Raw genomic sequence first — 20,879 nt, forward strand, 5'->3', positions numbered from 1 at the left:
GTCTTCGCAAACAAATCCTAACCTGCTTGGCGAGCTGCTTCCATTTTTAAATGTGCGAAACTTTCTGTACGTTATCGGGGAGGCTCCCCTGACATGAACAAAACGGCAGCCGTCATCTCTGACGGCTGCCGTTTTCTTGCATGGTGGGCCCACCAGGCTTCGAACCTGGGACCTGCCGGTTATGAGCCGGAGGCTCTACCAACTGAGCTATAGGCCCGCGTGGCGCACTATAGCCGCAAGCCGGGCCGCGGGTCAAGCGCGCGATATGGCCTTACATGGCGTTGCCGCACTGCAGCAGACGGATCTGCTCGTCCATGGCCTTCCTGAGCGGCGCGGGCAGTCCCATGATGTCCACGTTGAGGAAGCCGCGTACGATGGTGGCCGCCGCTTCGTCTTCGTCCAGACCGCGGGCCATGAGGTACTCGATCTCTTCCTGCGCGATCTTGCCCACCGCCGCCTCGTGGGAGAGCTCCACGCCGTCCTGATTGCTGTCCAGCTCGGGGATGGCGTGCATGCGGCCGTTGCCGAGGATGAGGCCCTTGCATTCCAGATGGCCCTTGACGGGCGTGGCCCCCGCGCCGATGAAGCCGCGATTGATGATGGTGCCGCCCGTGGTCACCGCGCGGGAGATGATCTCGCCGCGCGTGTGCGGGGCATTGAGCTCGATGCGGTTGCCGCTGTCCACATGGGAGCCTTCGGGCGCCACGATGACCGAATCGAAGCGGGCCACGGCCCCTTCTCCGGCCAGGGTGATGCCGGGATACATCTGCAGATCCCCCACGGGCTTGAGCAGGATGTAATTGTTCTGGAAGACGCCCCCGGCTTCCACACGTCCGGCGGAGCGCGGCCGCACGGTGGTGCTCTCGCCCCAGTTGTGGATCATGGTGAAGGTCAGCTTGCCGCCCTTCTCCACATAATATTCCGTTATGCCGAGGTGGGCGGAGTGCTCCGCGTCATGGGCCGTGGCGCAGCCGCCCAGGACGTGCAGCTCCGCGCCTTCCTCCACGATGACGATGTTATGGATGCTCTGGCCCGCGCCGTGGCCCTTGATGAACATGCAGGACTGCACAGGCTCGGTCAGCTTGACGCCCTTGGTCACCCGCATGAAGTAGCCGCCGTTGCAGTGCTCGCGCGTGAGGCGGGTGAATTCGTCCTTTTCGGGATCGAGCAGACGCCAGTAGTGCTGGGGCAGGCCGTCGTACTTGGCGAGCGCGGCGCGGATGTCCATGAGTTCGAGGCCCTCATGGCGCGTGCCGCAATGCACGTCCGCATGGTTGAGCTGCATGAAGGTGCCGCTGACCTGCTTGTCCTGCACGTCGATGCCGGCAAGGACGAGGCGCTCGCGGTCCTGCGCGGACAGGGCCGTCAGGTCCTGGATGGGGGCGGCATGCTCGCCGCCGGTGAAGTTGAAGCGGGAAAGATCGACTGTGCTCATATCAGCGGGGCCTCCATGATCTTGCCGTAGCTGTCGCCGGCAAGGCAGCGCAGGCATTCCTGATAGCCGTGATTGGCGATGTGGTCGAGGATGACGCGCGGCCGGGCTTCGCAGCAGAGCTTGCCATGATACATGACCTGCCCGCGGTCGGCGTTGACGTACTCCAGAATGTGCCCGGTATGGGTGATGATGAGCCCGCTGGTGGTGCGGTTGCGGCTGCGCTCGCGCAGGGTGGCGCTACAGCAGGCGGGCACGCCGTCCAGCAGTTCGCGGACGGTATGGCCGACCAGCGCCATATTTTCCAGGTCCACGCCGGACTCCGGTTCGTCGAAGAGCAGCAGGCGCGGCTGCTGGGCCATGAGCTGGAGCAGTTCGGAACGCTTGATCTCGCCGCCGGAGAAGCCCGCGTTGACGTCACGGTCGAGGAAGGTGTCGAAGTGGACGCGTTTGGCCATCTGCGTGATGTCCATTTCCCGTCCGCGGCCGCAGAGCTCCACCATGCGGCGGGTGGGCAGGCCGTGGATGGTGGGCGGCCGCTGGAAGGACATGCCGATGCCCAGACGCGCCCGCTCGTGCATGGGGGCGTGGGTGATGTCCTTGCCGTCAAAGATGATGCTGCCCCGCGTCACTTCATAACCGGAAAAGCCCATGAGCGTCATGAGCAGGGTGGTCTTTCCCGAGCCGTTGGGGCCGAACAGGATAAAGGTTTCGCCGGATTCGATGGTCAGGTCGATGCCGCGCAGGACGGGCGTACCGTGCACCGAAACATGCAGATCTCGTATTTCGAGCATGTTCATCCTCAAGCTTGAGACGGGCGCCCGCAGGCGCTGTTGGCTGGCGGCAGTTCCGGCGAAGCGGCCGGGACGCGCCGGGAAAACGAAAGGTCTCCGGCCGGTGGCGGCGGGCAGCCGTCCATCCGGGCCAGGGGATGCCGATGCGCCACAGACGGCCATCGGGCCCGCGCATAATCGCAGACTTGTTCCGCGCTGTCCAGCCCGGCCGGACAATTTCCGCCGGGGCAAAGCTTGCGCCGGGCAGGGCAAGCGGCTAGTATCCCCCAGCAAGAGAACGCGCCGCGGCGCATGAGGAGGTTTGCATGTACATCATTACCGGGGGCGCGGGCTTCATCGGCAGCGCCATGCTGTGGCAGCTCAATCAGCAGGGCATCGACGACGTGGTGCTGGTGGATCATCTGGGCACGGACGACAAATGGCGCAATCTGGTCAAGCTGACCTATGCCGACTACATCCACCGGGAGCGTTTCCGCGACCTTCTCCTGCGTGATGCCCTGCCGTGGAAGGTGGAGGCCATCATCCACCTCGGCGCCTGCTCCGACACCACGGAGGCCGACGGCGACTTCCTCATGGAGAACAACTTCCAGTTCAGCCGGGACATCTGCCGTTATGCCCTGGCCAAGGGCGCGCGCTTCATCCATGCCAGTTCCGCCGCCACCTACGGCGACGGCTCGCTGGGTTTCAGCGACGATCCCGACCTGCTGCCGAAGCTGCGGCCGCTCAACCTCTATGCCTATTCCAAGCACCTGTTCGACCTCTGGCTGGTGCGCCACGGGCTGGAGAAGGAGGTGGCGAGCCTCAAGTTCTTCAATGTCTACGGCCCCAACGAATACCACAAGGGCGAGATGCGCAGCGTCGCCTGCAAGGCCTACAAGCAGATCACCAAGCATGGCGATCTGGAACTTTTCCGTTCCACCAGTCCGGATATCTCCGACGGCGAGCAGAAGCGGGACTTCGTCTACGTCAAGGACTGCACGGCCCTCATGAGCTGGCTGCTGGAGAACCGCCACGTCAACGGCATCCACAACGTGGGCAGCGGCCGGGCCCGCAGCTTCAACGATCTGGGCCGAGCCGTGTTCAGCGCCATGCAGCGCTCCTGCCGCATCACCTATGTGGACATGCCGCGCATGCTGCACGGCAAGTATCAGAACTTCACCCAGGCGGACATGAACTGGCTGGACAAGGTGGGCTGCCCCCTCAAGATGACCAGCCTCGAGGACGGCGTGACGGATTTCGTGCAGAATTACCTGTCGCAGCCCGACCCCTATCTTTAGGGCCTGTTGAAACGAATTTTACAAACAATTTTAATGGGTAAAAAAGAAAATCGTTCACGTTCCATTTGTCTTTGGGGCGGGGACGCCTCGTGTTCCTGACGCTTCCCACGGTAAAAGCACGCTGGGGAAGAGATGGAGGCTTGAGGGGAAGGATGACGAGAACGCCTTTTCTCGCTTCCTGCGAAAAGACTGGCCCCTCCCGTGCCGGCGGCGATCCGACGGGCGGCCGGAGGCCGTGTCCGTTAGGCGACGAAGGAGCCTTACGGACATCGACAGCAGAGCGCGACCGAAAGGCGGCCCGGAGGGCCGTGCCCGTTAAGGTCAGGACTCATTATCAGGCAATATGTTCTGACTGAGATATTTTTATAACTTGTTGTAAAATAAATACTTATTTTTATAATCTGAGGTTTTTTGTTTCCAATTACTTTTACCCAAGTAGCGGGTTTTGGGGAAGATGGGGGAGTGTGAGGGGGAAGAAACCCCTTTTTGCCGCGAGCAAAAGGGGTTTCTTCCCCCTCACAAAAGAGTAATGAGTCCTGAGCCTAGGCGACGAAGGAGCCTTACGGACATCGACAGCAGAGCGCGGGGGTCCCCTTCCCCCAACAAACAGCGAAGAGTGTCGACAGGCCGCATGGTTTGGAACGCTTGCCTTCCAAACCATGCGGCCTGTCGTTGTGCGGAAAAAGCGCCGTCACTCCGCTCATGTCGGGCCGGGCGACTTGTACCGCCGCCTCGTGTCCCGCCTTTTCACCGGCAAAACGTTCTATGCGTCCTTGCGGGCAACCACGGTCAGGGTCAGCCCTCTACCGAGACTTTCCGCCACCCTGTCGATGACGGGCGTAAAGAGGGTGCGGTCAAACCAGCAGACGGCTCGGGTCAATGCGGAAGGTCTGCCGCGCAGCATGCCGCAAAATTCGGGCCGGCGGCCGGGGGCTCTGTGCTGGGCGACGATATCGGCCAGCGGTTCGCCGGCAAGGCGTTTGAGCAGAAAGACCAGCAGCCCCCTGTGGCTGCCCGTGAAGATCTTCTGGTCGAAGCAGTGCCGGACAGGCTGCATGCCGTATTCCCGCAGCAGCCGGTCGAAGCTGCGGGGCGTGAAGAGGTTGAGGTGACGGGGGATGTCGTCCCCCTGCATATAACGGCCGGGGATGCTGTCAAAATTGGTGACAAGGGCGATGAAGATGCCGCCGGGCTTGAGCATGCGGGATATGTTGCGCATGGTGTCCCGCAGATCGTAGACATGCTCCATGACGGCCCAGGCCGTGATGACGTCAAAGGAGTTGTCGTCGTAGAGCCCGGCAAGGTCGCCGCCGTACTGGATGGGAAGGCCGCTCTGGTTGCTGAGCGATGTCGTCCAGTCGTATCCGTGGGCGGTCCAGCCCTGTTGCTGCGCATAAGCCACGAATTCCCCGCCGGCGCAGCCAAGGTCAAGCAGCCGTCCGCCCGCGGCCTGCCCCGCATGGGCGCGGACAAGCTCCATCTTGTGGCGCAGGGGGGCCTCCTGTCCCGAGCTGTCGTGGTTGGTGGCGTAGAAAGTGGGCGGATAGAAGGTACGCAGAGCGGCTTCCGTCGGTCTGTCCAGGATGTAGCCCATGCCGCACGTCCTGCAGCGGACGATGGTAAAGACATGCGGTGAGCAGCAGAACCGCAGATCGGGACGCCGGAAGGCGAGGGAATAGTCGTCGCTCCGGCAGACAGGGCAGAGGGCATGCTCCACGTTCAGGGGGGCTTCGCTCATCATGTCGGCTCCATGTCGTCCATGTCGTTTATTTTTTGTCAGCGCAAAGGTCTTGCGCCGTGTCCCGCTTCGCCCCGAATGGGGGAAACGACGAACGCCTGTCCTTAGAGCGTTTCCAGTTTGAAACGCTTTGCGTTCCAAACCCTACGACCCGTAGAGTGTCAACACAAATTTTACAAATGATTTTGATAGATAAACTAAATAAGCCATGCACGCTCCGCTTGCCTTTGGGACAGGGTTGCCTCGTGTCCCTGATCCTTCCCCCAAAAACAAGCAGCGAATAGTGTTAACAGGCCTAAAAAATCAAGCCGGCCCGTGTGGCTGAGGGGATGCACCGGCGATACCACTGGCAGCCGCGAACCATGCTGTTCCCCTGGTTGTACAGAGCAAGGCGCTGCGGGTCCTGCTCAGGGATAAACTGGCGGCTGAAGAAGGGATAGAAGAACAGCCGCATCTTGTTTTCTTCAGCTTCCGGATCGGCAAGATAATCCAGGATCTGCTGGCAGCGTTTGGCGGGGGAATACTGTTCCGCAAGATAGCGGGGGCCTTCGGCGGCAAGCTGGTTCCGGCGGCGCTGGTCGAGGATGAGCTGGGCCAGCGTTTCCGGAGCGCTTTCCGTCCGCAGGGTGACGACGGGCGCACTCATGAAGCCGTCGATATCGTTGTGCCGCCACCAGCGATCGCGCAATTCCTCGAAGCTGCCGGAAAAGCCCAGGAGGCGCATGGTCATGGCGGCGTAACGGTCAAAGAGCTTTCGCGCGTGCGTTATGCCGTAGTCGGCCACCACGCAGCCCGCCGCCAGGGCTTCGTATACGCTTCGGCCGCTGTACTGCATGGAGTTGCAAAAGATGTCCGCTGAAGCGAACTCTTTAGCCATTTCCCCGTGGGGGATGCCCTGGATCATCTTGAAGCCGAACTGTAGTCCCAGACTACGCAGCGCCTCAAGCGTTTGCAGGAGGGGGACGGTTCCTTTGGCGGCCGTTTTGGAAGGCGCATGCAGGATGACCGGGACCTGGCGTTGCGGAGGATGCGGCAGCGGATCTTCCGGCGCCGCATACAGCCAGCCGCCGGAAACCATGCTGGGGCGCAGGCCCATGCGGGCCACGCCGATGAGCAGGTCGGCATAGCGCTCGGCCATGCGGAGATAGTTCAAACGCTGCTGCAGACTTGCCAGGTCTTTCGCCAGATAGCCGGTGGCGGTGGCCATTTCATCTTCCTTGCCGGCCTGTTCTTCCACTTCCGGTTCACGGATCTCCGAGCCGCAAAAGCGAACGACGATCTTCTTGCCGAGCTTTTTCAGCTCGGGCAGGTCGCTGGCATCTTCCCGGAAACTGTTCCAGATGAACATGCAGACGTCGGCTTCCAGCGCCTTTTGCCAAGCGTGTCGCCGCACATTCGTCGCATAGGCTCTACGTTCCTGCTCCGTGGCCTGGCGGCGGGCGAAGCGGGTATTCACGACATGGGCGATGTTCAGGTCCACGGCGTCGCTCGTGATGGCGCTCGATGACTCCGTGACGCAAAAGACTTCGTGCCCCAATGCCCTGAAGCCGGCGCCGTAGTCGGACATCAGGCTGCCGGTATTCTGCATGCCGATAAATATTTTCATAAGCGAACTCCTGCGCTTCGGTAACTTCTGCGGATCTTGCGGAGCCTGCCGGCCCCGGCAGCGCGAAAACCGCCGCGCCTGCGGGCATCGGCCCTACGAGGTCTGTCCGCCGCGGGAGGTCGCCTCGATGAAGAAGGCCCCTACCTGCTGCAGGCCGCGCGGGTTGCCGCCGGCACGGATCCGGGCGTCAAGCTGCCGCATGAGCGAATGCGGCGCGAAAAAGCCGAGCAGGACACGGGCGCGCCTGCCTTCCTCCGGGTCGAGGGCGGCAAATGTCGTGACGGGGAGACCGTCGACGACCGTCTGCCCCAGGGCCGGGGAATCGTCGATGAAGCCGCGTACCGGCAGACCTTTGCCGGCAAGGATGGTGCGGATGTGCCTGCCGAGCCAGCCCGCTCCATAAATATAGATGGGCTCGCCCGCAGCCGCGGACATGTCCTGCCTGTCCAGGAAGGCAAAGAAGGCCTGGAGCTCTTCTTCGTTTTCCAGCGCGCACTTGATGGCGTTCTGTCCCTGTACGCCGGCCTTATGGCATTTCTGACAGAAGGGGAAGTCCTGCTTCAGGCGGTGGATCTCTTCGGCCGTCAGATCAAGAAAGTCGCCGACTTGGCCGAATGCGTGATAGGTGGCGAAATTGCAGCAATAGATCTTTGCCGCATAGTTGATGAAAAGGATGCTTTCCTGATTGTGGCAGACGCCCGAGGAGAAGGCCGGGGTGGGGACGACCCGCCAGAAGTCCCGCGTCAGCAGGCGCGACAGGAGGGGCGCGGCTTCGGCGGGCGGGGTGTATTCCCTGCCGGACGTGACGGCTTCCAGAATGTCCCCGTAGGGGAAATAGGTCGCGGGAAAGCTCCTGAACTGGAAGCCGAGGTTTTCGGCAAATTCCTGCATGAGCAGCTCTTCTTCCGCGTTGTCGTTATAGCGCAGGAACTTGACGTAAACCTTTCCGTCATGCCGCATTTCCGCCATGCGGCGCATGTTGCTTTTGACGATCTCCATATGGCCCCGGGCATGCCCCTTTATGTAGGTCTCCTGCGTAAAGGCGTCGAGGGAGATGTCCAGACGTTCCAGCGCCGGATGTTCGATGATGGGGGCAAGGTCCCGCTGCGTGTTGAGGTTCGTGCTGATCTCCACGGTCAGGCCCTGTTCCGCGGCGGCATCCAGCACGCCGGGCAGGTCGGGGTGCAACAGGGGCTCGCTGAGGCAATAGAGCGGTATGCGGGGATTGCCGTAATCTCTGGCGATCTTGGCAAAGACGCGGCGGCAGAAGTCCACAGGGGCATAGCGCAGCTTGCCTGTCCGGGAGATGTGTTCCGCCGGGCAGGACTGGCAACTCAGGTTGCATTGATCCACGATGGAAAAGGTGATCATATCATACGAAGGCATATCAGTTCCCCTGGTTTTTCAAGAAGGCGGCACGCTGCCGGATGCTTTTTTCCAGCCGGCTCACAAGATCGTCAAAGCCCAGATGTTTTGCCATGACGTTGGCCTTGATCAGGTTGAGCATCTTCATTTCCTGCACATGGACGCCGGGATGCCGCTGCTTGTAGGCGGCAACCGCATCCCGTACGCCGCCGCCCATGTAATGGGCAAGGGCCGCCCGTACGCGCGGGTGATGCGGAAGGAAATATTCCTGCTTGACGTACTCCCGGCCGTTGAGCGGAGAGACGTGCTGCGACGTCTGCGCCGGATAGCGGGGATTCATGAAGGCAAAGGAGCCGGGATAGGACTGGATGAACATGTTCATGACGGCGATGCCGTTCATTTCCTGCACGTCGACAAGCCGTTCGAGGTTCAGGCGCACGTCTTCGGGCTCGGCTTCCGGGACGCAGACCATGAAGTTGACGCCGGACTCGATATCCAGACTGTCGGCCGCTCGCAGCAAGTCCATGATGATGGGATCGTTATAGCCCTTTTTGTGCATGATGGGCGTCAGGAGCATGTTTTCCGAAAAGTTTTCCACGCCGAAACTGATCCGGTGGAAGCCGGCGGCCTTCATCAGGCGGAGGATCTCCATGTCCGGCCGCCGTGTCTTCAGATCGAGGAAATCCACGACGCGGGACTGGCAGAAAAAGGCCATCTGCTGCGGCAGCCTGCCGCGCTGTTTGAGATCGACGACCCGGCGGCAGAATTCCCGCGTGAAGCGCTTGGGGCTTGTGAAGTCGTCGTCATGGATATTGAAAAAGGAGATGCCGTATGTGGAGTGGTAAAAATCGACAAGGTCGATGACCTCATCCACGCTCAGGCCGAAGGAGGCGCAGCCCTTGCCGTACACCTGCTCAAGAAAGTTGGAGGAACTGCAGTAGCCGCAACGGTTGGGGCATTTGTGCGAGGTGAAGAGACGCCAGGCCTTGAAGGCCCGGTAGCGGGAGCTCTCCACGCCTTTTTCCGGCTCCTGCCCGGACAGGGAGGGCAGCCATGCCGCCGGGATGCCCATTTCCTTGGCCGAGGTATAGTTCAGTTCCCTGAAGAGTTCCGCGGTGAGCGGCTGCGCGGGATTTTCCTGTATGTTCGCGCCGTTGCGCCACGTCAGCCCCGGGACGTCCGTAAGGTCGGGGACGCCGCCCGCCGCCTTTTCGAGGCTTTGGGCAAGCTTGAGCATGGGAAGTTCGCCGTAGCCGCGGATAACGCCGTCAAAGCCCAGATCGAGCCAGAACGCGGCCGCGCGGCTGGGCGCCTGCCCCCCCGCGCAGGTGAAGGCCCCGCACGCGGCGGCGGCCTTCCAGTAGGGAAGGAAGGTCTGCAGCTCCTTCTCAAGGAAGACGTATGTGCTGCTCAAGCCGATAAGGGCGTATTCGCCGCGCTCCGCCCGGGCAAGATATTCCTTGTCGTCGTCAAGGCCGATCTCGCAGATGTCGCAGCGCACACCATGATGCCGCAGATAATGCGCGATTCTGTGCAGGCCCAGATTGCGGGACTGGGTCTCCACCTGTTCCTCATGGACAGCCAGCAAAAGGACAGCCATATTCATCTCACCTCATGTACGGGATATTCCCGTCGGAAAAAGCGGTCGGCGTGCGCGCCATGCCGGCGCAATGCCATGCCGCGTCCAGAGCAGGGTAAGATCTCCCCGCTTCCTCTGCAATATGTTCCGCGCCGTTACGCCGCCGCGGTTGCCCGTCGTTCCCGGCGAACGGGGACCGCCCGCGTCTCACGCTTCCCGCGCGGGGGCCGACGCATCCGCCCGACGGCCCGACAGGAGCCTCGTCCAGGCCCGCATGACGCCGTCCGCGGAAAACTCCCGGGGAAATACGCGCATATTTTCCCGAAATGCCCGCTGCACATCGGCATCAAGGATGCGCAGCATGGCGTCCGTCAGGGCCGTCTGATCATTGACGGGCACAAGAAAACCGTTCTGTCCCTGCCGGATGATCTCCGAGGGGCCGGTGAGGCAGTCTGTGGCGATCATCGGGCAGCGTTCCGCCAGAGCTTCGAGCAGAACATTGGGGAAACCTTCAAATTCGGATGGATGGACGATGGCGCGCGCCTGCCGCAGCCAGGGACGCACATCCGCCACATGCCCGAGGAACGTCGTCCGCTTTTCCAGGTGCAGCTGTCGGCAAAGCTCGCGAAGTGGCTGCTCCAGTTCGCCGCTTCCGGCAAGATAAAGATGGAGCCGCGGAAAGCGGGAGAGCGTTTCGGCAAAGGCGCGCAGCAGCATGTCATGGCGTTTTTCCGGAGCCAGCCGGCCGATGGCGAGAAAAAAATCCTGTCCTTCGGGAAGGGGGATGGCCTGGGGCGGAGCCGCCTGGGGGAGGCAGGCGTTGGGGAGGGCATGACATTTTGCCGGCCCCACCATGCCGTTTCCCCAGTGCTGCCGGGTGTATTCGGTCTGCACGACCAGCGCGTCCGCCAGAGGATAGCTTTGCCGGCGTAAGGCTTCGTCATGTTCGCCCAGAAAGAGGGCGGGCGGATAGGTGCGCTCGCTGATGACGACACGGCACGGCAGGCCCTGCGCGGCAAACAGACAGCGCATGTTCATGCGGGCCAGGAAACTGAGCACGGGCAGGCGTTCCACGCCTTCTTCACGCAGGATGCGCAGGAAAACCTGTCGCAGCGCGCCGACGTTACGGGACTCCTGCGGCCAGGGATCGAGCCGGGGAAAAGGCGCGTCCGGCACGTCGTCAAGCAGGGTGCGCCGGACGGCGGGGTGCAGGGGAAAGTCCCGGGGCGAGGCATGGAAGGTGACCAGATGGACATGGACGCCGCGCTCAGCCCACCAGCCCGCCATATGGGCCATGACCTTTTCGGCCCCTCCCTCGTACAGGCGGGGGATGCACAACGCTGCTGCCCGGGGCAGTTCGGAAGACGATCCCATGCCGGCCCCCTTATGCGGCATGACGCGTGCGGCCGCGCTCAAGCGGCGTCAGCCGTGCGCCCGGTTTGGGACGCTTTTCGAACGGGGACGGCCGCGCAGCCGTCGCGGCGTCAGGACGGCATTCCCGGCGTGCCAAGCGGATGACGGCCCTACGGGCTGTGGCGCAAGCCAGGGTAAACGGCTCTGGAGAAGGCGCGGAGCGATGGTACGGCATCCTGGCCCGCCTCATATCCGCTTCTCCGCCTGCCCGGCGACGGCGGGAGCGGCCTGTGGCGGCGTGTAGCCGGGGCTCTTTGCTTCTGTGAGGCCGGCAAGGGCGCTCCATTTTTCCATGACCCGATTTATATTGCAGTAGTCGCGCACCTTGAGGGCTTCCCTGCCGAGGGCGCTGGCCTTTTCGGGGTTGTCCAGCAGGAAGTTGAGCCGGCTTGTCAGCCCCGCGATCTCTCCCACAGGCAGCAGGATGCCGTTGACCCCGTCCTGGATGAGGTAGGCCGGGCCGGAAGGGCAGTCATAGCTGATGACCGGCCGGGCAAGGGACATGGCTTCGATGAGCGCGTTGGGAAAGCCCTCGAAGCGCGACGGCAGCACGAAAAGACTTGCCCTGCGGACGATGGCGTGCGGATTATGGATGAAGCCCGGCATGAAGACGCGCCCGGCAAGCCCCAGTTCTTCCGCCTGTCGGGTCAGGGCGGCGCGTTCCGGCCCTTCCCCGAGGATGACCAGTTTCACGTCGGGGTGGCGCGCAAAGACGGGAGGCAGCGCCTGAAAGAGCAGGTCGAACCCCTTCTGCCGGTGCAGGCGGCCCACGCAGCAGATGAATTTTTCAGGAAGCCAGTCCGGCAGGGGCGAATCGACCGCCAGCGGCAGGACCGGATTATGGATCACATGTATCTTGTGGGCGGGCATGAAACGTTCGGCCCACTGGGTCTTGACGTTTTCGGTCAGGACGGTCAGGGCGTCGGCCCACGGATAGCACAGGCGCATGCAGAAGCGGCGGATCAGGGAATAGTTCTGAGTGCGCGGATCGATGCGCTCGGCGATGATCACCCGCTTGCCCAGGCCGCGGGTGGCCAGCAGGATCGGCACGTTGCTGCGGTCCATAAAGCTGATGACGACATCGTGCCCCTGCTTGATGATGGCCCGGCGCAGACGGCGGATGCTCCACGGATAGCCGTTGCGGCTGAAGAGACTGTGCGGGCAGGCCAGCGTTATCCGGCGGACGCGGCCGTCCAGCGGATAGGCATCCAGCCGGGAAGGGACGGAAGTGATGATGCTGACCGCCACCCCTCGCTCCACCCAGAAGTTCGCCATGGTGGTAAGGACCCGTTCGGCGCCTCCACCCATAAGCGAGCGGATGACGCATGTGACACCTTTTGCCTGCATAACCCCTTCCACATCTGAAATATTCTGGTCAACGCGTCGGGTTGTAGTCAAAGAACGCGCCCGGCGTCAACCGGCGTCTTAACCCGAACAAGCATCCTGTCGGCGTTTCCCGCAAAAACATTAGGTCTGCAGAATTACGGCAGAAATATACGCAAGCCGGCATATCCCACCACATGCTCCATGTCGCCGGAAACGTCGTTTGGCTTTTCGTCAGCATGACGGCAGCGTAATTTTTGAAGAAAGGTATCGGGGATACCGTTCGCAATGGTACGGTATCCCCGCCCTGATGAAAGCATATGGGAGCAAGTATCGTTTAGGGGAAAAATGCTATTTGCCAATTGGAAGGAATGCAAAAAATATATGCTTATTTTCTGAGCTTGGCATCAATCGTTTCATAAAACTGCTGAACTAGCTCAGCGGTATGTGTATCATGGTCAAAAACGACCGGTTGGCAGAATTTATCTTCTTGTGTTACGATTTGAAGGGATAAGTTGTATTCATTATTCAATTCTTGAACTTCAGAAGTATAGTTTTGAAGTAGATAATGCACTACGGATTTATAAAAAGGCTTCAGCTTCTCTCTCTCTCTCTCTCTCTCTCTTGAATACATTCGTGGGAAATTGGTGAAAACTTTTGCCATATTCCCAATGATTTTTGCAAAAAAGAATTCCTGCTTTTCCGAGAAGTCGCAATGGGCATGGATCTTGTTCGTTATGCCTCGGACTATCTCTGTTTCAAAATAGCTGATCGATGCATTGACGCTTTGAGATATTTCCGAATGGCGAGTCCCCAATATCTGAGAGAACCTTTCAAGAAGTTTCTTTTTTAAGGCGTCATAATGGAGTACGGTTATTTCGATGCCTTTATTTTTTTTAAAATTTTTTAAGGCAAGAAATGGGCAGTTCAAAGAGAATTTGAAATCGCCAAATGTCGAGAATATGTTCAAATCCTTTTTCTCAATGACATATTCGGGAAAGCTGTATCTATATCCAAAATAAACGTTTTGCTTCCATAAGGAAAAGAAATAGTCATAAAGATTCCTAAATACAAGGATGACGTGCAGTTTGATATTGTTGCGCGAAAATGCGTCGCACAAAAAATTTATATGCTCAGGATAGCATTTTGTAAAAGCTTCATAACTGATAAACATCTTGTCGGCATTTGAAAATAAATTTTGTATGTAGCTATCAATGGCGGGTGAAAAATTATAGGTTAAACGCAGCAAATCAGCTCCATTTCCTGAGTAAGTATTCGATGTTTCAGAATACAAGCAATTGCTGAAAGGAGGAAATGCAAAACCAGCTTCGGCAAGAAAATGGGGATTCATGCCATACATGGTCTGGATCGCTGTGGTTCCTGTCTTTGGCGAGCCGATATGAAGATAAGCCGTTTTCATATGCACCTCTCACATCTTGTTTGGATTGTTATGTCTTATTTGGAAAAACCGTTGATTCTTTTGATGGACAAGAAGAAGATCTCAACGGCCAGTTACGGCAGAAATATGCGCAAGCCGGCATAGCCCACCACATGCTCCATGTCGCCGGAGATGCTGCCCGAGGTATCGTGCAGGGTCTGCTCCACCAGCGGCGGCGTCTTGCCCGTCAGCTGGCGGAGCGCGTAAAGGGCCAGCGCCAGCGGGGCCGCGCCGCACATGCTGATACCCTCCCGCTGCGTGATGTGCAGCAGGCCGTCGGGATCGCAGGCAAGGGCATGGCGCAGGGCCATGTCGTCCTTTTGCAGGGTGCGGTGCTGGTCCTCGTAATGGTTCATGTCCGAGCTCACCACGAGGGCGACCTGCGGCATATCGTCGCCATCCCCTTCAGGGGAAGCCGGCAGGAGGCGGCCGGCGAGCAGGCGGGCCAGATCGCGTCCGGCCTGATGGAGCACCTCCCGCTGCCGCGTGCCCACGCAGACCGGCACGATGCGGAAAGGCTCCGGTTGATGAACCTGCAGGAAGGGCAGGATCACCTCCAGCGCATGTTCACGCAGATGGGCATGGGTATCGGCTTCAAAGACGGTCGCTCCTTCGCAAAGGGCGGCGGCCAGACCGGCATCCACGGTGACCGGCCCCAGCGGCGTGAGCCAGGCGCCGTCCGGCCAGACGGACAGGGGTCGGCCCATGCCCGTATGGTTGGGACAGAGCAGGATGAGCGTACGGGGCAGGCGCATGCCCGCCAGCGTGGCCCCGATGATCTGCCCGCAGAAGGCATGCCCGGCGTGCGGCAGCATGAGCGCGACAGGCGTGGTGTGCCGGGGGGCGGGCAGGGCGCGTGCGCCGGCGTCCAGAAAATGGAGCACCTCCTGCCGCAGGTCCTCCGGGCCATCGGGATAAAAGCGGCCGGCGACCACCGGCTGACGGATATGCATGGGACCTCCCAGTGCGAAAAGCGCCTGGACAGGAGGTCGCGGCCCCCTGTCCGGGCTGTTCATAGGTGAGCGTTGTTTCCGTGTGGAGCGCTTCGCGCTCCACTCCGTTCGGCCTGGCGTTTCGCGGAAAAAAGCGATTTTTCCGTTTACGTTGGGCCGGGCGGCGCTGCGCGGCCGCCTCGCGTTATAAAGGCAAAACGCTCTACTTGTCGATGCCGCCCATGAGGAAGAGGTGGGTCTCCATGTAGTCGTTGAGGCCTTCGCGGCTGCCTTCGCGGCCCATGCCGCTGAATTTCACGCCGCCGAAGGGCGTTTCCGCGGCGGCAAGGGTCACGTCGTTGATGCCGACCATGCCGTACTGCAGGGACTCGGCCACGCGCCAGACGCGGCCCAGATCCCGGGAGAAGAGGTAGGAGGCCAGACCGAAGCAGGTGTCGTTGGCCAGGGAGATGGCTTCCTCTTCCGTGTCGAAGGGCATGATGGCGGCCACGGGGCCGAAGATCTCTTCCTTGAAGATGCGCATCTCACGGGTCAGGCCCGTAAGCAGGGTCGGCTCGTAGAAGCGCGGGCCCATGCTGTGCGGTTTGCCGCCGGCCAGCAGGGTGGCCCCCTTGCTCAGGGCGTCCTGCACAAGGCCGTCCACGCGGCGGACGGCTTCCTCATTGATGAGGGGGCCGATGGTCACGCCCGCGTCCAGACCGTTGCCCACGCGGAAGGCGTCCACCTTTTCCTTGAGGCCGCGCACGAAGGCGTCGTGGATGCCGCGCTGCACCAGAAAACGATTGGCGCAGATGCAGGTCTGGCCCGCATTGCGGAATTTGCTGCCCACAGCGCCGGCCACGGCGGCGTCCAGCTGCGCGTCGTCAAAGACGATGAAGGGCGCATTGCCGCCCAGCTCCAGCGAAAGACGCTTGAGGGTGGGCGCGCAGTCCGCGGCGAGCTGCTGGCCCACGGAGGTCGAGCCGGTGAAGCTCAGCTTGCGGACCACAGGGCTTTGCGTGATCTCCTTGCCGATGACGCCCGCATCGCCGGTGACCACGTTGATGACCCCGGCCGGGATGCCCGCCCGGCGGGAAAGTTCGGCCAGGGCCAGGGCGCAGTAGGGCGTTGCGCTGGCGGGCTTGACCACCAGGGTGCAGCCGGCGGCGATGGCCGGAGCGGCCTTGCGGGGCAGCATGGAGGAGGGGAAGTTCCAGGGCGTGATGACGCCCACCACGCCGATGGGCTGCTTTTGCGTCAGCGGCCGCACGCCGGCGCGCGGGGCGGGAACGACATCGCCGTAGGCGCGGCGGATCTCTTCGGCAAACCAGGGGAAATAGCTGGCCCCCTGCAGGATCTCCCCACGGGCCTCGGCCAGGGGTTTGCCCTGTTCCAGGGTCAGGATGCGGCAGAGGTCGTCGATGTGTTCCTCGATAAGCTCGCCCCAGCGGCGCAGTTTTGCCCCGCGTTCCTGCAGGGGCACCTTGCGCCAGACGGCAAAGGCGGCTTCCGCCGCGGCGATGGCGGCGCGGGCGTCGTTGGCCGTGCAGCGCGGCACGCTTCCCAGCTCTTCACCCGTAGCGGGGTTGATGACCGCCAGCGTGGCGCCGTTTTCGGCATCCTGCCACTGGCCGTTGATGTAGGCCTGGTGGCGCAACAGGTCGGGGTCCTTCAGATGTTTGGGCATATGGCCTCCTTTATGTGTTGTGCCGCCTGTGCGGCGAAAAATCGGGGCGGGAGGAAGTCGCGGGTTTTGCGGCGATGTAAAAGCCGTAGCTCACCGACGCGCCGTATTGCCGGAACAGGCTGATTTCCGCCCGCTCTTCCTCGACGATGTGGCGGGCTTCCGGTGAAGGGTGGGCGGCCAGGAATTCGGAAAAACGGGCTTCGAGCGGGTCGTAATAGTTTTCAGTCCAACATGATGCAGGCAGGGGGAAATAGCCGAGAGGCTCGTAACCAGCCGCTTCAAGGGTGCGCAATTTGTCCGCAGCCGTTCCCATCTCTCCATAGGCGGCATCCCAGTGGCGTTCAAGCGCTTCGGGCCGACACTCGTGCAGCCAGGTGATCTCGGAGACGGCTAGGATGCCGCCCGGCCTGAGCAGGGACAGCCACGTCCGTACGCCACTGGCAAAGCCCATGTTGTAGATGGCGCCTTCAGACCAGATCAGATCGAGCGAAGCCGGCGTAATGGGCGGGCAGTGCATATCAGCAAGGCAACGCCGTATACGGCGAGCCACGCCGAGGGCCTGCGCCCGCTCGCCAAGGCGTTGCAGGAAGGAGGGCAGAAAATCCAGCGCAAGGATGCTGGCCCGTGGTAGAGCCTGCGCCAGCACGAGCGTGGAGGCCCCAGTGCCGCAGCCTATATCGGCCACGCGCAGAGGGGCATCCGGAGACAGCCGGGTGAGGGAAAGAGCGAGCCGTGTGGCCTCCTCGCTGCCAGGTCCCTGTCGCTGGGCGTCCTGATGCAGTTCTGCCAGAAGGGCGAGTTCCGTCTTCATGGGACCAAGACTCCGCACCCCCTAAAACAACTGCACGCCGCCGCACCAGTGATGCCGGACGCGGCCCCGCATCTCTTCGCCGAGGAAGGGGGTGTTGGCGCTCTTGGAATGCAGGGTCTCCGGGCTCACCGTCCATGTCTCTTCAGGGTCGAAGAGGAAGAAGTCCGCCGGGTCTCCGGGCTCGAAGCGGTTGCAGGGCAGGCCGAAGATCTCGGCCGGGCCATAGCACCAGCGCTGATGCAGGAGGGCTTCGTCCCAGATGCCTTCACGCACCAGCCGCCAGGTCAGCGGCAGGGCAAGGTCGAGACCGGTAAAGCCCTTGGGGGCCTCGTCCAGCGTGCGTTCCTTTTCATGCAGGGCATGCGGGGCGTGGTCGGTGCTGAGCACGCCGAGGATGCCGTCCCGCACGGCCTGGCGCAGGGCCTCCCGGTCTTCGGGGCGGCGCAGGGGCGGGCTGACCTTGGCATTGGCGTTGTAGCCGCGCAGGGCGCTTTCATCGAGCATGAGATAATGCGGGCAGGTCTCGGCCGTCACCTTGACGCCGCGCGCCTGGGCCCAGCGGAGCACGTCCACGGAAAGGGCCGAGGAGACATGGGAGATGTGCACGGGGATGCCCAGATATTCCGACAGCATGACATCACGGGCGATCTGCACGGCCTCACCGGCGGCGGGCTGTCCCTTGACGCCGAGCTCGCCGCTGACTTCCCCTTCGTTCATGACCCAGCCGCGGGCCAGATCCGGATCTTCGCAATGGTCCATGACCACCATACCGAGGTCCGCGGCGTATTCCATGACGCGGCGCATCATCTCGGCGCTGCTCACCGGACAGCCGTCATTGGAGACGGCCACGCAGCCGGCTTCCTTCAGTTCGCCCAGCGGGGCCAGCTCCTGCCCGGCAAGCCCCACGGTGGCGGCGGCCACGGGATAGAGGCGCGGCCCGTGGGGCCAGGCGGCGCGGGCCTTTTCCAGCATGCAGCGGGTGACGGCGGCCGTATCGTTGACGGGGCGGGTGTTGGCCATGCACATGACCGCGCCGAAGCCGCCATGCGCGGCGGCGGCCAGCCCGGTCGTCACGTCTTCCTTGTATTCGTAGCCGGGGTCCCGGAAATGGGCATGGACATCGATAAAGCTCGGCATGAGCAGCAGGCCGCCGGCATCGAAGGTGTCGCAGCCGTCCGGGGGCGGCTGGTGTCCGGCGGGAGTCATGGTGAGTATGCGGCCGTCCCGGACGAGAAGGTCCACCGGGGCGTCAAGATGACGGGCATTTTTGAGGCAGAGGGTCATGACTAGTCTCCGTGCTTGGGGGCGGCGGCCCCTTCGTTGCGGGTGGCCAGAAGATAGAGCACGGCCATGCGGGTGGCCACGCCGGAGGATACCTGATCGAGAACGCGGCTGTGCGGGCCGTCCGCCACGGCGTCGGCGATCTCCAGTCCGCGGTTCATGGGGCCGGGATGGAGCACCAGCGCGTCCGGCCTGGCCTTGTCGAGCCGGGCGGGCGTCAGGCAGAAGCGGCGGGAATACTCGGTGAGATCCGGCAGCAGGCCGGCCTGCTGCCGTTCGAGCTGCAGGCGCAGGCACATGACGGCGTCGCTGTCGCGCACGGCGGCATCCGGATCGGCAACGACCTCCGCCGGCCAGTTGTGGACGCCCGCCGGCAGCAGGGTGCGCGGGGCGCAGAGGCGGACGCGCGCGCCCAGCAGGGTCAGCAACTGCACATTGGAGCGGGCCACGCGGCTGTGGGCGATGTCGCCGAGGATGGTCACCACGCGGCCGCTGAAGTCCGTGCCCCAGTGGCTGCGCAGGGTCAGGCTGTCCAGCAGGGCCTGGGTGGGATGAGCATGCCAGCCGTCGCCGCCGTTGACGATGCCGCAGGGCAGGCGCTCGGCGAGGAAGCGGGCCGCGCCGCTGCTGGGGTGGCGGATGACGATGACGTCCGGGCTCATGGCCTGCAGGGTGAGGGCCGTATCCTTGAGGCTTTCCCCCTTGTTGAGGCTGGAGCCGGACTTGGCAAGGGAGTAGGTGTCCGCGGAGAGGCGCTTGCCCGCCACGTCGAAGGAGGTCTTGGTGCGGGTGCTGTTCTCCACGAAAAAGAGGATCACGGTCTTTCCCTTGAGCGTGGGAACCTTTTTGACGGGACGCTGGTTGATCTCCTGAAAGCTGGCGGCCACATCGAGGATGTGGAGGACATCCTCACGGCTGAGCTGGGAGATGTCCAGCAGGTCCTTGTGCGTCCACTGATAGCGATTGTCGTTCATGGCAGTGTGGGGCTGAGGTCAAAAAAAGCCCCGCTCGCGCGGGGATGTGACAGATAAAAAGCAGGCGTTCCGTCAGGATGCGGACACGGGAAAATCAGCGAAAAAGGGACGGTCGCGCGCTTCATAGCGCAACGCTAGACCGGCGCGCCCGCTTTGTAAAGGAGAAAATGCCCGGTTGACGCTGACCCGCCCTTTGACTAGGGTCAGGCTGCGTGCTCACGCCATATGGGGAACGTCCTTCGCGGTGTGCCGCGGCTCTTCCCCTGACCCTGGAGACCTCATGAAACTTGTACAGACATATAATCGCAAACTGGCCGAATCCGTCTGGTGGAACCTGCTCTGGCTCACCGTCGGCGCGCTGCTGGTGACCATCTGCATCCAGTCCGTGGCCACGCCGCACAATTTCGTGGCCGGGGGCATCCTCGGCATGGCCTATCTGGTCTGGCACTGGACGGGCACGCTGGATCTGCTGCTCTGGTATCTGCTCCTGTCCGTGCCCATCTGGGTCTGGGGCTGGTTCTTCGTGGGACGGCGCTTCCTCCTCTATACGGCTTACGGCACCATCTGCACCACGGTCTTCGGCATGTTCCTCACCGTGCAGATCCCGCTGCAGACCGAAGTGTATGCGGCGGTCATCGCCGGCGTGCTGCACGGCGCGGGCATGGGCATCATGCTGCGCACCCTGGGCAGCAGCGGCGGTACGGACATCATCGCCGTGGCGCTCAAGCAGCGCTGGAACGTGCCTATCGGGCAATTCTCCTTCGGGGTCAACGCCGTGGTCTACCTGCTGGCGGGCTTCAGCCTGAACCTTGACCTTATCGTGGCCTCCGTGCTGATGATGTTCATCTCGGCCAACACGCTGGAGTATGTGCTCGGCATGTTCAACCGGCGCAAGCTCGTGCTCGTCATCTCCGAACGCGGCGAGGAGATCAGCGAGGCCATCCTGGTGACCGAACGTTTCGGCGTGACGCTCATGCGCGGCAAGGGGGCCTATTCCGGCGCGGACAAGGAGATTCTGCTGACCGTGACCAACAACGTGGTGCTCAAGCGGCTGGAAAACCTGGTGTACACCATCGACCCCGGCGCGCTCTTCATCGTGGAGAATACGTTCTATGTGTCCGGCGGGCAGTTTGCCCGGCGGGACAGATAAGGCGGGCATCGCCTGTGTGCCGGGAGCTGTCGGGCCGTTTCCCGCGTGTGCCGAAACCCTCTTGCCGGATCGCATGAGG

General features: G+C 62.1%; 16 protein-coding genes and 1 tRNA gene. 2 read left to right on the top strand and 15 right to left on the bottom strand.

Annotated elements, in window-relative coordinates; all coding sequences use genetic code 11:
• Positions 1 to 141 precede the first annotated feature (141 nt).
• The 3 genes from Q0K12_RS06880 to Q0K12_RS06890 all read right to left on the bottom strand — a co-directional run bounded on the left by Q0K12_RS06880 (position 142) and on the right by Q0K12_RS06890 (position 2,226).
• Positions 142 to 217: transfer RNA gene (locus Q0K12_RS06880), tRNA-Ile, on the bottom strand.
• A gap of 54 nt (positions 218 to 271) precedes the next feature.
• Positions 272 to 1,435, bottom strand: a complete 1,164-nt coding sequence (locus Q0K12_RS06885) for a SufD family Fe-S cluster assembly protein (protein WP_297261359.1) — start codon at positions 1,433 to 1,435, stop codon at positions 272 to 274.
• A complete protein-coding gene (locus tag Q0K12_RS06890; protein ID WP_297261361.1) occupies positions 1,432 to 2,226 on the bottom strand; it encodes an ABC transporter ATP-binding protein in 795 nt (264 codons plus the stop codon). The genes Q0K12_RS06885 and Q0K12_RS06890 overlap by 4 nt, the downstream gene beginning before the upstream one ends.
• 305 nt (positions 2,227 to 2,531) lie before the next feature.
• Here Q0K12_RS06890 and rfaD point away from each other — a divergent pair, with 305 nt between their 5' ends.
• Complete coding sequence (gene rfaD, locus Q0K12_RS06895; protein WP_297261363.1) at positions 2,532 to 3,503, top strand: ADP-glyceromanno-heptose 6-epimerase; 972 nt, start codon at positions 2,532 to 2,534, stop codon at positions 3,501 to 3,503.
• A gap of 763 nt (positions 3,504 to 4,266) precedes the next feature.
• Here the strand turns inward: rfaD and Q0K12_RS06900 are convergent.
• The 12 genes from Q0K12_RS06900 to Q0K12_RS06955 all read right to left on the bottom strand — a co-directional run bounded on the left by Q0K12_RS06900 (position 4,267) and on the right by Q0K12_RS06955 (position 19,650).
• Positions 4,267 to 5,244, bottom strand: a complete 978-nt coding sequence (locus tag Q0K12_RS06900; RefSeq protein WP_297261365.1) for a class I SAM-dependent methyltransferase — start codon at positions 5,242 to 5,244, stop codon at positions 4,267 to 4,269.
• 292 nt (positions 5,245 to 5,536) lie between these two features.
• Complete coding sequence (locus tag Q0K12_RS06905) at positions 5,537 to 6,847, bottom strand: hypothetical protein (RefSeq protein WP_297261367.1); 1,311 nt, start codon at positions 6,845 to 6,847, stop codon at positions 5,537 to 5,539.
• 93 nt (positions 6,848 to 6,940) lie between these two features.
• Entirely contained in the window at positions 6,941 to 8,233 is a 1,293-nt protein-coding gene (locus Q0K12_RS06910; RefSeq protein ID WP_297261369.1) for a radical SAM protein, read from the bottom strand.
• A gap of 1 nt (position 8,234) precedes the next feature.
• Positions 8,235 to 9,812, bottom strand: coding sequence for a radical SAM protein (locus Q0K12_RS06915; protein ID WP_297261371.1), 1,578 nt, complete (start codon positions 9,810 to 9,812; stop codon positions 8,235 to 8,237).
• A gap of 186 nt (positions 9,813 to 9,998) precedes the next feature.
• Complete coding sequence (locus Q0K12_RS06920; RefSeq protein ID WP_297261373.1) at positions 9,999 to 11,165, bottom strand: glycosyltransferase; 1,167 nt, start codon at positions 11,163 to 11,165, stop codon at positions 9,999 to 10,001.
• Positions 11,166 to 11,390: 225 nt separating this feature from the next.
• Positions 11,391 to 12,551, bottom strand: coding sequence for a glycosyltransferase family 4 protein (locus Q0K12_RS06925; protein WP_297261375.1), 1,161 nt, complete (start codon positions 12,549 to 12,551; stop codon positions 11,391 to 11,393).
• A 364-nt stretch (positions 12,552 to 12,915) separates the two neighbouring features.
• Positions 12,916 to 13,947 carry a hypothetical protein gene (locus Q0K12_RS06930; protein WP_297261377.1) on the bottom strand — a complete coding sequence of 344 codons (1,032 nt, stop codon included), beginning with the start codon at positions 13,945 to 13,947 and terminating at the stop codon, positions 12,916 to 12,918.
• 92 nt (positions 13,948 to 14,039) lie between these two features.
• Positions 14,040 to 14,918: an AmmeMemoRadiSam system protein B gene (amrB, locus tag Q0K12_RS06935; RefSeq protein ID WP_297261379.1), complete on the bottom strand. Its 879-nt coding sequence runs from the start codon at positions 14,916 to 14,918 to the stop codon at positions 14,040 to 14,042.
• 202 nt (positions 14,919 to 15,120) lie between these two features.
• Entirely contained in the window at positions 15,121 to 16,584 is a 1,464-nt protein-coding gene (locus tag Q0K12_RS06940; RefSeq protein WP_297261381.1) for an NAD-dependent succinate-semialdehyde dehydrogenase, read from the bottom strand.
• A gap of 10 nt (positions 16,585 to 16,594) precedes the next feature.
• A complete protein-coding gene (locus Q0K12_RS06945) occupies positions 16,595 to 17,395 on the bottom strand; it encodes a class I SAM-dependent methyltransferase (protein WP_297261383.1) in 801 nt (266 codons plus the stop codon).
• Positions 17,396 to 17,416: 21 nt separating this feature from the next.
• Positions 17,417 to 18,679 (bottom strand): dihydroorotase, encoded by a 1,263-nt coding sequence (locus Q0K12_RS06950; protein WP_297261385.1) that lies wholly within the window; start codon positions 18,677 to 18,679, stop codon positions 17,417 to 17,419.
• A gap of 2 nt (positions 18,680 to 18,681) precedes the next feature.
• Positions 18,682 to 19,650: an aspartate carbamoyltransferase catalytic subunit gene (locus Q0K12_RS06955; protein WP_297261388.1), complete on the bottom strand. Its 969-nt coding sequence runs from the start codon at positions 19,648 to 19,650 to the stop codon at positions 18,682 to 18,684.
• A 280-nt stretch (positions 19,651 to 19,930) separates the two neighbouring features.
• Here Q0K12_RS06955 and Q0K12_RS06960 point away from each other — a divergent pair, with 280 nt between their 5' ends.
• The gene (locus Q0K12_RS06960) at positions 19,931 to 20,800 is read left to right on the top strand and encodes a YitT family protein (protein ID WP_297261390.1); all 870 of its coding nucleotides are present in this window, start codon (positions 19,931 to 19,933) and stop codon (positions 20,798 to 20,800) included.
• The last annotated feature ends 79 nt before the right edge of the window (positions 20,801 to 20,879 follow it).

It is taken from the genome of uncultured Desulfovibrio sp., assembly GCF_944324525.1.
GTDB lineage: Bacteria > Desulfobacterota > Desulfovibrionia > Desulfovibrionales > Desulfovibrionaceae > Desulfovibrio.